Genomic DNA, 15,623 nt, shown 5'->3' on the forward strand with positions numbered 1-15,623 from the left:
ATTATTTACTTACTAGCCTTGGCTGCGTCAATGTACTCTTTGCCAATTTTTCCTTCATACTCAGCATATAGGGGTTCTAATACCTTAATAAACTTCTCCCGGTCTGCTTCAGTTAGCTCATAGAACTCCACCTTGCCGGAGGCTTCAATATTCTCCCTGCTCTTATCATTGAGTTCATTTGCAAGCTTAGTTGCAAACTCAGTAGCCTCCTGCATGGATTCATTAAAGATATTTTGTTGTTCTGGAGTTAGGCTGTTCCAGAACTTGGTGTTAGTAAGTACAACATAGTCTAAACGTCCGTGTCCAGAAACAGTTAAGTACTTCTGAACCTCTTGATATTTCTGAGTATCTGTGTTATTGAAGGTATTTTCCTGTCCGTCAACTGTTCCATTTTGCAAGGCCTGATAAACTTCAGCAAAGGCCAGAGTTTGGGAACCAGCACCCAATGCCTTAAATTGTGCGTCCAATAAACCGCCGCTCTGGGTTCTAAACTTCAGTCCTTTAAAATCCTCAGGAGTCTTAAGTGGTCGTTTATTGTTCGTGAAGTGTTTTGCACCGTTTGGCCACCAGGCAATACCTAGCATACCCTTTGGTTCTAAGCTATGCATAAGCTTCTGACCCATTGGGCCATTATAGAAGTTCATGGCTGCTTCGTCGCTGGCAAATAAGAAAGGCATATCAACTAATTGGAAAGAAGGTTCAAAGCCTACCAGTTTGGTTACTGAAGGAGCAATTATTTGTATATTATTGGCCAAAAGAGCCTCTAATTCTTCTTTATCACCCACTAATTGAGAAGAAGGGAACACCTGCACTTCCATTTGTCCACCGGATTTTTGTTCTACCAATTCCTTGAATTTTAGAGCAGCTTGACCCTTGGGAGTTGTTTCCGCAACTACGTGGGAAAATTTAATTACCACTTTTTCTGCTTTTTTTTCACCGTCGTTGCTACTTCCGCCACCGCAACCCACAAGGGACAGTGCTAAAACTGCAGCAACCAATACACTGATAATGGTTTTAAACTTTCTCAATCTAATACCTCCTCATTTTATATTTAATAATTTTGAATAGTATGAATACGGAGCCCAAAATCACCCCCAAGCCCGAAATGGTGTATACAATATACCAACATAATAAGAATATTTAGTTAATTTGTATGTCTCAATGATAGTATGTTATGTCTTATTAACCAAGAAAAAAACCGCAAACGGTAAAATTTTGACCCCGAGTGGTTTTCGAAACTCTTGCTTAAATAAAAACACACTGCCTTTTTATTGTTGGCAGTGTGTTTTAAAATCGTGAAGGCGTTACTTCACCTGCATTACAGCCTTAGCAGCTGATATAACACCTAATCGAACATATTCCTTTGACATTCCTCCCTGTAGATACACCGAATAGGGTGCCCTCAAGGGAGCATCAGCAGTTAGCTCAAGGGATGCCCCTTGCACAAAGGTTCCTGCTGCCATTATTACATCATCTTCATAGCCAGGCATATAGTTTGGTTCCGGTAGAACGTGGGCATCAACTGGCGAAGCACCCTGTAGCCCTCTGCAAAAAGCAACCAACCTCTCTGGAGACTCTAAGGCAATGGCCTGAATAATGTCAGAGCGTTCTTCATTATAGCCCGGTGATACTTTAAATCCGAGCCGTTCAAATAATCTGGCGGCAAAGGCTGCTCCTTTTATGGCTTCGGCCACGGTATGGGGTGCCAGAAAGATGCCTTGAAATAATAACCTTTGATGCCCAAGGGATGGTCCAACTTCAGCCCCAATCCCAGGTGCTGTCCATCTATTTGCCGCCATTTCTACCAGTTCTCTCTTACCCACCACATAACCACCAGTGGGGGCAATGCCACCACCCGGATTTTTTATTAATGACCCTGCAATTATGTCTGCCCCCACAGCCGGTGGCTCCAAGGTGTCAACCAACTCACCATAACAATTATCAACAAATATTAGAGCCTGGGGAGCAGCTTTCTTTATAAATGATGTCAGTTTCTTTAGTTCATTAAGGGTTAATGATGGTCTCCAAGCATACCCCCGGGATCGTTGCACCAAAACCACCTTGGTTTTACTGGTTAAGGATTTCCCTATCTCAGCATAGTCCAGAAGGCCCTGTTGGCTTAATTCCACTTGCTTGTATGTTACGCCTAAATCCTTTAGCGACCCTGGCGCATCACCCCTTTTTCCTATGAGTTCCTCAAGGGTATCATAGGGGGACCCTTGGACAGCAAGCAGTTCATCACCCGGCCTAAGGAGTCCAAATAACGTTATTGCTATGGCATGGGTTCCAGATACTATTTGCCCCCTGACCAGAGCTGCTTCCGCACCAAACACATGGGCATAAACTCTTTCCAGTGCTTCTCTCCCGGCATCATCATAACCATAGCCGGTAGAACCCTTCAAATGATAATCTGAGACCCTGGCTAAGTGAAATCCTTCCAGCACCCGGGCATGATTTACCATAGCCTTAGCTTCTATCTCCCGATAAACATTTTGTACCTCTCCTTCTACTTCCAACGCCAGCTTGTCCAATTGATGTGTGTTCATTATTCCTCCACTAATATTCTAAATTAATTACAGTGCCCTGGAGAGTTATAAATCCTCCAGAGCCCCTGCTAAATCTTCTTTATTGATAGCCATTAAATCTTCCCTGGAGATATTTTTCCCCCCCACTAACCTAACAGCCTGATGCCTCATAGCCCTTTCTATAAGATTCCTTACCAAACGGGCATTGCCGCTATGCTCATGGCGCCTGGTCTGATTATCTAACATTTTTATAAGTTCTTCCCTGGCTAATGGAGAAAGAATATATTGACGTTGGTTTAACATTAAATCTGCAATATTCATTAGCTCATCAATGGAGTAATCAGAGAAAGTTATATGTATAGGAAACCTAGATCTTAAACCAGGATTAATCTCCAAGAAATAATCCATTTCCTCCTGATAACCTGCCAGAATAATAATTAGGTTATCTTTATTATTTTCCATACTGGCTACCATTGAGTCAATGGCTTCTTTACCAAAATCTTTTTCTCCACCCCGGGCCAGTGAATAGGCTTCATCGATGAAGAGTATTCCCCCCAGAGCCTTTTTAATCTGATCCCTGGTTTTTGATGCAGTATGCCCAATATATTCACCTACCAGATCCGCCCGCTCTACCTCAATCAAATGACCCTTGGGGAGCACCCCAACCTCTTTAAATAGTCTGCCAATGATTCTTGCCACCGTGGTTTTACCAGTACCTGGGTTACCCTTGAAAATCATGTGTAAAACCATTGGCTCATATATTAATTTCTCCCTTTGCCTAAGCTTTTGTATTTCAACAAAGGCCTGTATTTCCTTAACTAATTTTTTTACACTATTTAACCCCACTAATTGGTTTAATTCCCCTAGAATCTCTTCTGCAGCTTTTTTACTCAGTTCTTCTCCCGGCTGTGCCTTGTCCTGATCGCCAGATGTTTTACCTAGCATGGCTGGTTTCTTAAGTAAATTAGCAGGCTTTGGGGGCTCACTGCGACTTGGCGGTCTTTGCCACATCCTTATTTTAACCAATTGGACTATCACCTCCGAGACGAAACGGTTAAAAACACCCTTTCACATTATACGCTCGGACATGATAATAGTTACCTAATAAGAATAGTCTTAAATAAAATCTCCTTAGAACTGATATAAAAATGAAATGCCCCTCCACAGGGGAGAGGCAAATATTTTCCTTTAGAGGGGCTTACTCTCCGAAAAGGAGGTATTGACAGGTCTAAGCGGACTAATGGTGGAAATGGCGTGCTTATAAACCATTAGCTGTTTACCGTCACTCTCCAAAATGACTGTAAAATTATCAAACCCTTTAACCATACCCTTTAATTGGAATCCGTTAATAAGGAAAATGGTCACTGGAATATTTTCCTTTCTCACCTGATTGAGAAAAGCATCCTGTAAGTTTATTTGGGCTTTAGTCATTAGAGGTACCTCCAATTGGAAAATTTTTTCTAATATATATTTAAAGATTTCTACACTATTGATAATTCTCCTGCTATTTGTTGACCTATTTCATTGGCTACTTCTTTTTTATTATTGAACTTTTCTAATTCAATCCATTTTATTCTTTTATCCGCCCGGAACCAGGTTAGCTGCCTTTTAGCAAATCTTCTTGTATTTCTTTTAAGTAATTCTAAAGCTTCTTCCAGGGAAGTTTTACCTTCCAGATATAGGGCTATTTCTTTATAGCCTAAGCCCTGCATAGCAGTTCCCATATTCCCATATTTACCCATGAGACCCTTAACTTCCTCAACCAGTCCCAGCTTTACCATTAGGTCAACCCGCTGCTCAATTCTTTGGTATAGTAATTTCCTATCCATAGTTAATCCAAACATATGCAATTCGTATTTGGGCTCTGACTGCTTATTATTTTCTGACTGGGAAATTGGTTTACCTGTCTGGTGATATACCTCCAAGGCCCGAATAACTCTTCGCAAATCATTGGGATGAAGACGTCCCGCTGTTATTGGATCTACCTCTGCCAGTTTGGCATGCATGCCAACTGGTCCAATATTTTCCGATTCTATTTTTAATTTTTCTCTGATACCATCATCCTTTGGTGCTTCAGAAAAATCATAGTGGTCTATTACCGCCCGTACATATAGTCCGGTGCCCCCTACCAGCAGGGGAAGTCTTCCCCTATCTGAAATACCAGAGATGGACTGCTCCGCTAATCTTTGATACCTAGCAACACTGAATTCTTGATCCGGTTCCACAACATCCATTAAATGATGTGGAATGCCTCCCATCTCTTCTTTGGTGGGTTTAGCTGTTCCTATATCCATCCCCCGGTAAACCAGCATAGAATCGGCAGATACTACCTCACCCCTTACCATCCTGGCAAGTTCAATGGCGACATCGGTCTTTCCGGCAGCAGTTGGTCCCACTATAACAATCAGGGGTTTAAGGTATTTCATTGTCCGCCACCACCTTATGAATTATGCCGTAGGCCACCGGTGAATATCTTCCTCCCTGAATGGTATGAAAATTTAATCGCTTAAATTCCTGACTGAACCTATTTTCTTTCATTACTACCCTATGCTTAGCCACCCTTCTGGCTTCGTTGACAGCATCCGGTGATAGGGGATTACTATTGGCAAAGGGCCTAAGGGGAGCCATGGAACTTGATTGTTCCCTGGGCTTCCTAAACATAGGGTCAAAGTAAACTATATCAAAGCAATTATCCGGTAGTTGCCTTAAATATTCTAAGTGGTCACCCTGCACCACATTTATTCGGCGCATGGCATCTAGCAATTCTGGTCTCTCGCCATGATAATTTTTTAGTCCTCGACTAACGATTTCAGCTACCGCAATGGAGGCCTCAATTCCCACCACTGTTCCTAGGGAACCTGCAATATAGCTGGCCACAATGGCATCAGAGGCAATACCCAAGGTACAATCAAGTACTGTTTTTCCTTCGGACAATGCCATTGCACTAATCATTTGGTCAGTTTTCCCAGCCTGTAGCTCCTTTATACGTAATTTGGCTAATCCTGGATGAAAAAACAATTCCATCCCATTGGTTACTAATGACAGCCTGTTATTATTCACTAGTATGATACTTTCAGCACTGGCCCTTTGTCTAATTGACTCTAGGGATTGCTTTTCTCTTGGGAGATATGGCAGCTTTAACTTGTTACTAAGTTCCAGGGCCAAGTCCTCCACCTTTTCAGAATTCCTTAAGCCCGTGGTGATCACAAGATTATTCATCGTTTAAAACGTTTGTTCATCTCCTCATGGGAAATATTTACCAGGGTAGGTCGTCCATGGGGGCATGTATATGGCTGTTGGCATTCGGCCAGCCCCATTAGTAATGCTCTTATTTCTTCATTCCCCATATGCTGCCCAGCCTTAATTGCATCCCGGCAGGCCAGGGCTGCGGCCAGTCTATTTAATATCATAGTCGGCTCCAGTCTTTGTACCGAGTATTCCTGAAGTCTGCTTAGTAAATCTAGAAATATTTCTCCTGGATTGATGGCTGCAGCAGATGGAATTCCCCTTAGCAAAAAAGTATCCCCACCAAAGTGTTCAAGTATAAAACCTAACTCACTGAAGGAAAGAATATTTTCAATCACCAGTTGTACTTCGTGATTCGGCAGATTCAGGGTTATAGGTTCCAGTAAGATTTGTGATTCCACCGTGGCTAATTGCCTTTGGTATTTCTCATAGAGCACCCTTTCGTGGGCGGCATGTTGATCTATGATATATAAGCCTCCCGTACCCTGGGCCAGCACATAGGTAGGCAAAAACTGTCCCACTGGTAAAAGGCTAGGGAATACTTCAGCCGCTTCATAGCTGCCCACACTTTCATACATACCGGAGCTGTTTGAACTCTTTCTAGTCTCAAACAGGGGCTTTTGTTCATAGGTCCTAGGTGTCATATTATCTATAGGTGGCTTTAAGGAGGGTAGGCTCATTTGTTTAACAAAATTCATTGCTTCCCCCTCATTCTTTACAGGACCCATTCTTTCCCCGTTACTGCTTTGAAGGCTTTTTGCCTCCTGATCTGCTTTAAAAGGATTTGTTCTGGAGGGCAACACTTCCCATAAGCCAGGAATAGCAGTAGGTAAACTTAGTGGTTCACTTAAAGCCCTCTGTAATTCCTCTGCCAACTCCTTCTCCCGTGCCAGACGAACCTCCATTTTTGTTGGATGGACGTTAACGTCTACTTGAGTTGGGTCAAGGTCAATATGTAATACAGCAATGGGGAATCTTCCTGAGGGGATTTGGGTTTGATAGACTTGCTGCAATACAGAAGCTACTAGTCCACTCTTAACATATCTTTTATTAATAAAAAAACTCTGGTATTGACGTGACGCCCTGGTCAATAGAGGTTTGCTTATTAAACCTCTAACGGTAAGATATTCGCCCTTGTAATCAACCTCAAGCATGCTCTTGACATTTTCATAGCCAAAGACGCAGGCAGCGGCATCTTTAATAGAGTCGTTCCCAGGGCTATGGAATACAGTCTTTCCACTTAGCCGCAATTCAAACTTTACATCAGGACGGGCAAGGGCCATTCTCGATAATAAATCGCTTACTTGCCCGGTTTCTGCAGCCTGTGTTTTAAGGTATTTTCTTCTGGCTGGGGTATTAAAAAATAAATCCTGGACCTCTATGGTTGTTCCAACCGGACAGCCAATTGTTGAAGCTTCCTTTAATTTCCCTGCCTCTACAGATATTTGTATACCTTCCAGCTGTTCATGATGTCTTGTGGTCAAGGCAACCCTGGTAACCGAGGCAATACTGGGAAGGGCCTCTCCCCTGAATCCCAGGGTGTATATACTATTTAAATCTGCTGATTGATTAATTTTACTGGTTGCATGTCTCTGAAAACAAAGGTGTGCATCCTCCGGGGTCATGCCACAGCCGTTATCTACCACTTTAATACAGGATAGCCCCCCCTGGAGCAGCTCAATAACAATCTTTGTTGCTCCCGCGTCCAGGCTGTTTTCAACTAATTCCTTCACCACTGAAACCGGTCTTTCTACAACTTCCCCTGCAGCGATCTGGTTGGCTGTAAACTCGTCAAGAACTTTAATAATACCCAAATTGTCAACCCCTAACCGTCTGAACGTAGTTCCCGGCGTTCTTCACGCTGGTGAGTCATATAGGTATCAGTGGATTTATCTTGAAGATATACATAATTAAACCGATAGTCCTTCTTAAAACGCTCATAGGTATCCCAGCCGTCCTCTTGACAAAAGCGGCAAGCCTGGAAGGGTATAGTAACAGCCAGGATTCGGTATCTTTTACCGTCCTGGTGATAGGCCTGGGAATCAATGGCTATATAACCTGGACATTGGTTACATACCCTAACCTTTTCAATTTGCTTTTCCTCAATGAATTGGGTGTCATAAAATATTGGTTTTGTTCTTTGGTAGTATTTATTGCCGGAGGCCAGTTCAAACTTATCCTTAGAATTTCTGTTGGCCCAAATTTCTTGGAGATTTTCTACAACCTCATGTACCTGGGATGTCACTTTTGGATCTTCTTTAAACCCTCCCGAACGATAATCAGGCTCTACCACCGATGAATAATCCTTCCCGGCAAGGGCCAGGAGAATTGCTAAATTAACATAGGGCAGGGCCGTTTCAATGGCATAGCCACCCTCCAAAACCGCTAAATCAGGTTTAAGCTTTTCTGTAAGCTGAGCATAGCCCTGGGCCGTGATTAGCATTTCTCCCAGGGGATCGGTAAAATGATTATCCTGTCCAGCGGAATTCACCACAAAATCAGCCTCAAAGTCCTTTAGTATGGGTGATATTAGGTTGTCCATAACATAATGTAGTCCTGAATCTGTTACCCCCGGCGGTAAAGGAATATTTATTGTTGAACAGTAGGCACCAGGTCCACCAAGCTCATAGGTAAAACCTGTACCTGGGTAAATGGTGCGGCCATCCTGGTGGAAGGAAATGAATAACACATCAGGGTCGTGGTAAAAAATATCCTGGGTGCCATCACCATGATGCACGTCAGTATCAACTATGGCAATTTTTTTAACACCATGGACCCTGCGCAAATACTCAACCAGAACAGCCTCGTTATTAATGCTGCAGAAACCCCGGTTGCCGTGAACAACCCTCATGGCGTGGTGGCCGGGAGGCCGAACCATGGCAAAGCCATTTCTCAGATCTCCAGCTATTATCCGATCCCCTAAATTTAAAGTAGCACCTGCAGCTATTCTATGGGCCTCTAAAACTTGATCCTTAACCCCTGGAACACAAAAATGAGCCCTGGCTATATCATGCTCTGTGGCTAAACGCGGGGTAAATTCCTCAATCTCGGGTAAATCTAAAATTCCCTCTTCAAACACCTGATCCCTGGTATATAGCAAGCGTTCTTCCCTCTCTGGGTGAGTTGCAGAAATGGCCCAGTCAAAGGCCGGAAAGAAGATCAAACCTGTTTTTTTTCTCATTTTAACAACCTCCCACCGGAGCCAATATGACCCAATATACCCCTTGGTGTTTGAACAGATATATCGTAGAGCTTACCTGTGGTTTGCCATTCCCTTACAATATTAAATACATCCTTGTTAGTAATCTCTATATCTCTGACATAATCCTGCAGGTTCATTTTTTCTGCCCTTTTAACTAACCAGGACTTTGCCAGCTCCACTGCGCCAATTTCATCAAGGGACCCGGAGATTTTTCCCTGGTACCCCTCTTCTTCAATTACATATGTTTGCCTCTGGGTGTCTGCCCGCAGGGAAACCTGCAATGTTGGACGGGCTACAGCAGCGCCTATGGCATTGGCTACCGGAGCATAGGGTGGGAGGATTGGATAACATCCCATACGGGCAGCAATTTGAGGCACCAACCCAGCCGCACCGCCACCTACACCCACTACGTTTTGGGGACGTAGCTTTCTCTTTTGCAATACCTCCCATACCCGATAGGAAGGTTCCTGCTCCCATTCCATAAACATCTGTTCAATTTCTGCAGTTATTGTAGAAATAACCAATTCTATAATGGTGTGGGCAACTTCCATAGGCTTCATGCCCACCGGCGCACCTAAATTAATCATGGCCTCCAGGGCCCTATCCACGTCACCAAGCTGTGTCATACCCATAAAGCGCAAGGCATCGGTGGGTGTTGGCAAACTTCCACCCAGGCAATAGGCCGGACCCATACGTTCTGAATAAACAATAAATTCTCGGCCAACCCTTTCAACTACACTATCCCCACCAACAGGAACAGATTTGACAGAAAGGGCTCTAACCTGGGTAAATCGGTCTCCTATCTTTGCTCCTTGAGAAGCAAGTAGGGGCTGACCCGACAATATTAATGCCAAATCAGTGGTGGTCCCCCCAATGTCTACCACCAGGGAAGTTTCACCAGGAGGTGTCAAGGCCTGTACTCCTAGGGTGCTGGCTGCGGGACCTGAAAATATGGTTTCCACAGGTACTTGCTCGGAAGCTGTTAGGGGCAAGGTGCCACCATCAGCCTTAAGAATAAAAACACTGCCGGTTATATTTCTTCTGAGCATAGAATCCCTTACAGCGTTGGCAAAATAGTGATATTTTTCCCTGGTGGCACAGGTTAGTACGGTATTTGCTATCCGTCGGGGAAAGTTCAGCTTTCCACCAGCCATATAGCCCACCTCAATATGCCAATCAGGATGACGTAATTGAAGGTAATTTTTCACCCTCAATTCATGGGAATTATTCCGGGTAGAAAATTTCCCAACCACTGCCACTTTTGTATACCCTCTGCTTTCCAGCCAGCTAAGGGCATTTTCAATCTCATTATCATTTAGGGGAATAATCTCTCTACCACGATAGTCTATAGCACCGTTAAGAAAAAACACCTCATCCTGCTCACGAATATCATTAAAGGCACGGCCAGGTCCCGGCAGCAAGAGTACGCCCACCGGATCATATTTCTTCTCGGCTATAAGATTGGTTACGATTGTAGTGCTAAAGACAACCCGCTCTACACTTTCTCCCGGAATGCCCTTTAAAATATTGTCAAGGGCATCTCCTAAAGACAGCATTAAATCATCCTGGGTTTCTACCTTGGCTGTAGCCCTAACTGCACTGCCATCTAATAGAACTGCATCTGTACAAGTGCCCCCAACATCTATGCCGATAAACATAACTGGCCTCCCTTATCATTATTAACCTTCATCCTCGTGGGGATGACATATATCTATCCGAAAAGGACTATAGTTATTTAAGTTTATCATAATATCATTTGACAATGCATTATGAAAATACTCAATTATTCTTTCATTCATTCAATTCCTTCTGTAGTTTATATAAATAATTTAAGCACTCAATGGGAGTCATGTTCCCAAGATTTAATGCTGTGATATCTGATTTAAGTCGTTCCAATGGATTTTCAGCAAATAGGGTGAGTTGATGTTGCGTTTGTGCCCCTTGCTTTGAGCCGGCAACAACCTCCTGGGCAGCACGCTGATGAAATTCCAATTGTTCCACCAGTTGATTAGCCCTCATAATGATATCGTTGGGCAAACCAGCCAGTCTGGCACAGTGAATTCCATAGCTTTTGCTAGCCTGAGACCTGATTACCTTCCTAAGAAAGGTTATATTATCACCCTGCTCCTTAACAGCAGTTGCATAATTTTTTAAGCCAGGTAAAATATCCTCCAACTCCGCCAATTCATGATAGTGAGTTGAGAATAGTGTCTTACAACCCACAGAATTATGAAGATATTCTATTACTGCTTGGGCAATGGCCATACCCTCAAGGTTTGAGGTACCCCTTCCTAACTCGTCAATAATAACCAAGCTCCTGGAGGTTGCCTTATCAATGATTTGTTTTGTTTCAAACATTTCCACCATGAAAGTACTTTGACCCGATGATAAATCATCTGAAGCGCCCACCCGGGCAAATATCCTGTCTACCACTCCTATTTCTGCGGTGGCAGCGGGAACGAAGCTACCAATTTGTGCCATAAGAACTATCAAAGCAACCTGTCGCTGATAAGTACTCTTACCACCCATATTGGGACCGGTGATTAAGCAAAGATGATTATGCTTATCATCCAAATGACAATCATTTGGTACAAAGGCTCCTGGACCGAGGTTTAGCTCCACCACTGGATGTCGGCCATCAATTATAACAATTTCGCTGCTATTGGTAACCATTGGACGGTTATAGCCTTGACGTTGTGCAACCTGAGCCAAGGAGAGCATCACATCAAGGGTGGCTATTAATCTGGCTGTTTTCTGAATCCTTACCACCTGGGAGGCCACTTGACTGCGAATCTCCACAAAAAGGCAGTACTCAAGTTCAACCAGACGATCCTCTGCCCCTAATATTGTACTTTCATATTCCTTTAACTCCGGTGTTATATATCTCTCAGCGTTAGCTAAGGTTTGTCTTCTTTGATAATATTCTGGCACAGCAGCTAAATTTGATCTGGTAACCTCCAGGTAATAGCCAAATACCTTATTAAAGCCTACCTTTAGTGATTTTATCCCGGTTTTTTCTTTTTCCCTGGCCTCAAGCCCAGCCAGCCACGCTTTTCCATCTCGAGAAGCTGACCTTAGCCTGTCCACCTCGGGATCAAAACCATCTTTAATCAAGCCCCCATCCCTGAGAGATAAGGGAGGGGACTCACTTATTGAAGCTTTTAGCAACTCCCGCAAATCTTCAAGCTGATCGAATTGTGAGCATATATCTTTCAGTAGCGGGCTAGAACAATCCTCTAAAATTTGATGAAGCTGGGGTAGCTTTTCCATGGAGCAAAGTAGTGCAGACAAATCTCGTCCGTTGGCACTTCCGTAAACCGCCCTGGCGGCTAATCTCTCTAAGTCGTATATTTTATTTAGGGCATTAGACATTTCTTCCCTTAACATAACAGAATTATTAAGCTCTTCTACTGCGTCAAGGCGTCTATTTATTTCGTCTAGCTCAACTAAAGGCTGGTCCAGCCAGGTCTTTAGCATCCTGCCACCCATGGCAGTCTTAGTTGCATCAAGAACCCAGAGCAGAGAGCCCTGCTTACTCCCATCCCTAAGTGATTTGGTTATCTCCAAGTTTCTACGGGCGATACTGTCTAACACTAGGAAGGAGACGGTTTTATAGGTTATTATCTCGCTAATATGCTCTAGCTTTCGTCTTTGAGTTGCTGAAAGATACTGAATTAGTGCCCCTGCAGCACCAGCCAAATGCTCAACCTTAAGGCAGCCTGAAGCTTGAACTTTAGACTCACCAAAATGTGTACAAAGGACCCTTTCTGCCTCTAGAGAATCATAGAAGCGGTCCTCCATAGTGGTAACTGTTGATTTAAGGCTACTGATTGTGTCTACTAAATGATCACTTATCTTTAACCCTGTGGGAAGGATTATCTCCCTTGGAGAAAGACGTTCTATTTCATCTATTAGGCTTTCTGTAGAATGGGGATCTTCTAATAATGTAATTTTAAATACTCCGGTGGATAAGTCAGTAAGAGCCAAACCATAGCCAGTTTTACCGGGGCAGACAGCTACCAGATAGTTATTTTCCTTATCCCCCAGCATGCTTGCATCTATTAAAGCCCCCGGCGTAATTACTCTAATAACCTCTCGCTTAACCAATCCCTTGGACGCTTTAGCGTCCTCCACCTGTTCACAAATGGCCACTTTAAATCCCTTTTCAATCAATCTGGCTATGTAACTATCAGCTGCATGAAAGGGTACTCCGCACATTGGAACACGCTCAGGTTCACCTGCCTCCCTGCCTGTCAGGGTTATTTCCAGCTCTTTAGAGGCCAGCTTGGCGTCCTCAAAAAACATTTCATAGAAATCACCAAGTCTGAAAAACAATATTGTATCAGGATACTGTTTTTTTATATCTAAATACTGCATCATCATGGGAGTTAATGCCACAATATCTACCTCCTGTACCAATTATAGCACAGTAATAGACTTCATCATCAAAGAAACTTGGCTTCTGTCAAGCTTTATAGATTAGACTTCAGCTATAAAAATAGAAACTCCCAGGAATAAACCTGGGAGTTTTCAGATTGTCGAGAAACTATCTATATTCGGGTTTTAATAATCCCTCACGACTCCTATCTCTGCAGTGAACAGCGCTAATCCCTTGCTTCGGGCGAAAATGGGCCGCCTTCGAGTAAACATCGTGTTTACCTCAGGCTTTCGCGGACGTCCATGTCCGTTCACCCATTTTCGCATCCTCAGCTTCGCGAAGCGCTGTTTCCACTGCTTCGAACGTCGCTGCTCGGGATTATTAAAACCCAATTATAGCTTTTTCAACAGGCTGAAAACTCCCGGGAATAAACCTGGGAGTTTTCTAACATTAGCTATGTTGTGAATATCCGGAAACTCCGGATAAAGGATTTAGCCTCAGGAATGGGGTCCGCAGCTTGAACAACTGTGGGACTCCTTGGGCTTACCTTCAATCCCCTCACTGATTTGTTCATTTACCTGACCAAGGTACTTCTGAAATTGATCTTGAATTTCAGCAAATTCCTTAATCAAAGGGTTATTCATCATTTTTTCTTCCATTTCATAAACATCATTGACCTGAGATTCGGTAAGCTCATGGCCCTGCATTCTAACCATTTGATGACTCCGCTGCAATTGTTGAAATTGTTCAATTAACATGCACGCATCAACATCAGACATCATGGCCGATTCCTTCTGTCTCATTGTTTGATACTTTTCGGAGTTAGCAATCAATTTGCCCAGTTCCAATGCTTTTTCCAATACAGCATCACTCATTAATATCACCTCCTAGTAAATAGTACAGAGAATTTTATTTATTGGCACTAACCAGTACCAGTTCTCCCTCTAACAAGTTTGGACGACCTTTATTTATCTTCACTGAGACCAATCGCCCTGACAATTCCATAGGCCCTTCAAACACAACCAATTTGTTTGTCCTAGTCCTACCCGCTAATTTTTCCCGGTTTGTTTTTGTTTCCCCTTCCACCAGCACTTCAAGTATTTTACCCTCATCTTGAATGTTATTCTCAAGGGAAATGTTATTTTGTAGTTCTATTAATCTTTGTATTCTTGCAGTTTTTACCTCCTCCGGCACCTGCTCCATTTTAGCAGCCGGGGTGCCACTGCGGATGTTATATATAAACGTAAATGCACTATCATAGCGGACCTGCCGCACTAAATCCAGGGTATCTTCAAAATCCTCTTCAGTTTCCCCAGGAAAGCCAACCATAATATCTGCCGTAATTGAGCTGTCGGGAATTGCTTTACGAATATCCTGAATAAGCTTGAGATATTGCTCCCTGGAGTAACCACGGTTCATTAGCTTTAATACCCTATTACTACCGGCCTGGGCAGGTAAGTGGAAATGCTGGCAAACCTTATTTGAGGCTGCAATGACATCTATTAGCCTCTGGTCAAAATCCCGGGGATGAGAGGTCATAAACCTTATTCTTTCTAACCCCTCAACCTTTTCAATATTTATCAATAGATCAGCAAAATAGTAATTGATATTTAAATCTTTACCGTAGGAATTTACATTTTGCCCGAGGAGAGTAACCTCCTTGTATCCCTGCCTGGCTAAATCCTCCAGCTCATGAATAATATCCTCAGGCTTTCGGCTGCGCTCTCGCCCCCTTACATAGGGTACAATGCAGTAGGTACAAAAATTATTGCAGCCATACATGATGGTTACCCAGGCTTTGAGCTTGTCCTTTCTACGGACAGGAATATTTTCAGCGATACCCCTTTCAGTGGACCACACTTCAAGGACAGCTTCCTTTGTTTCCTGTATCTGCTGAAGCATTCTTGGCAATTCATGAACGTTATGAGTACCAAAAATCAAATCAACAAAGGGAAAGCTATGACGAATTTTTTTAGCAACATCCTGTTGTTGGGGCATACAGCCACATACCCCGATTATCAAATTTGGATTGGCCACCTTTAGCTTTCTAAGCCGTCCCAATAGGCCAAACACTTTGCTCTCGGCAGTCTCACGAACACAACAGGTGTTTAGGATAATCATATCTGCATTATCCTGAGCATCTATCTGAAAGTACCCTAAATCCTCCAGCATACCGGCCAGGGTCTCGGTATCCCTCTCATTCATCTGGCAACCAAAGGTCTGGATATAAACGTATTTTTTCATATCCGGCATTTATCTTAACCTCCAAGTG

12 protein-coding genes are annotated in these 15,623 nt (G+C 43.3%); all 12 read right to left on the reverse strand.

The features are described 5' to 3' along the window. Nucleotides 1–5: 5 nt before the first annotated feature. Nucleotides 6–1,028 carry a TRAP transporter substrate-binding protein gene (locus P6N53_RS09220; protein ID WP_304542554.1) on the reverse strand — a complete coding sequence of 341 codons (1,023 nt, stop codon included), beginning with the start codon at nt 1,026–1,028 and terminating at the stop codon, nt 6–8. A 276-nt stretch (nt 1,029–1,304) separates the two neighbouring features. Continuing rightward, on the reverse strand, nt 1,305–2,546 hold the full coding sequence (locus P6N53_RS09225) for a methionine gamma-lyase family protein (protein ID WP_304542555.1): 1,242 nt from the start codon (nt 2,544–2,546) through the stop codon (nt 1,305–1,307). A 45-nt stretch (nt 2,547–2,591) separates the two neighbouring features. Continuing rightward, nucleotides 2,592–3,551: an AAA family ATPase gene (locus tag P6N53_RS09230; RefSeq protein WP_304542556.1), complete on the reverse strand. Its 960-nt coding sequence runs from the start codon at nt 3,549–3,551 to the stop codon at nt 2,592–2,594. 162 nt (nt 3,552–3,713) lie between these two features. Continuing rightward, complete coding sequence (gene hfq / locus P6N53_RS09235; protein ID WP_304542557.1) at nt 3,714–3,956, reverse strand: RNA chaperone Hfq; 243 nt, start codon at nt 3,954–3,956, stop codon at nt 3,714–3,716. Nucleotides 3,957–4,006: 50 nt separating this feature from the next. Beyond that, nucleotides 4,007–4,951 (reverse strand): tRNA (adenosine(37)-N6)-dimethylallyltransferase MiaA, encoded by a 945-nt coding sequence (gene miaA / locus P6N53_RS09240; protein ID WP_304542558.1) that lies wholly within the window; start codon nt 4,949–4,951, stop codon nt 4,007–4,009. Further along, the gene (locus P6N53_RS09245) at nt 4,938–5,732 is read right to left on the reverse strand and encodes a class I SAM-dependent methyltransferase (protein ID WP_308447269.1); all 795 of its coding nucleotides are present in this window, start codon (nt 5,730–5,732) and stop codon (nt 4,938–4,940) included. Before P6N53_RS09245 ends, miaA begins: the two co-directional genes overlap by 14 nt. 8 nt (nt 5,733–5,740) lie before the next feature. After that, nucleotides 5,741–7,585 carry a DNA mismatch repair endonuclease MutL gene (mutL, locus tag P6N53_RS09250; protein ID WP_304542560.1) on the reverse strand — a complete coding sequence of 615 codons (1,845 nt, stop codon included), beginning with the start codon at nt 7,583–7,585 and terminating at the stop codon, nt 5,741–5,743. 11 nt (nt 7,586–7,596) lie between these two features. Beyond that, nucleotides 7,597–8,952, reverse strand: coding sequence for a histone deacetylase family protein (locus P6N53_RS09255; protein WP_304542561.1), 1,356 nt, complete (start codon nt 8,950–8,952; stop codon nt 7,597–7,599). Beyond that, nucleotides 8,949–10,631 (reverse strand): hydantoinase/oxoprolinase family protein, encoded by a 1,683-nt coding sequence (locus P6N53_RS09260; RefSeq protein WP_304542562.1) that lies wholly within the window; start codon nt 10,629–10,631, stop codon nt 8,949–8,951. The genes P6N53_RS09255 and P6N53_RS09260 overlap by 4 nt, the downstream gene beginning before the upstream one ends. Before the next feature lie 133 nt (nt 10,632–10,764). Then, entirely contained in the window at nt 10,765–13,374 is a 2,610-nt protein-coding gene (mutS, locus tag P6N53_RS09265) for a DNA mismatch repair protein MutS (protein WP_304542635.1), read from the reverse strand. Nucleotides 13,375–13,848: 474 nt separating this feature from the next. Next, nucleotides 13,849–14,226 carry a YlbF/YmcA family competence regulator gene (locus tag P6N53_RS09270; protein WP_304542563.1) on the reverse strand — a complete coding sequence of 126 codons (378 nt, stop codon included), beginning with the start codon at nt 14,224–14,226 and terminating at the stop codon, nt 13,849–13,851. Between the two features lie 34 nt (nt 14,227–14,260). Next, complete coding sequence (miaB, locus tag P6N53_RS09275) at nt 14,261–15,595, reverse strand: tRNA (N6-isopentenyl adenosine(37)-C2)-methylthiotransferase MiaB (protein WP_373323029.1); 1,335 nt, start codon at nt 15,593–15,595, stop codon at nt 14,261–14,263. Nucleotides 15,596–15,623: the final 28 nt, after the last annotated feature.

Origin of the sequence: Desulforamulus aquiferis, from assembly GCF_030577015.1 — a bacterium.
GTDB lineage: Bacteria > Bacillota > Desulfotomaculia > Desulfotomaculales > Desulfotomaculaceae > Desulfotomaculum > Desulfotomaculum aquiferis.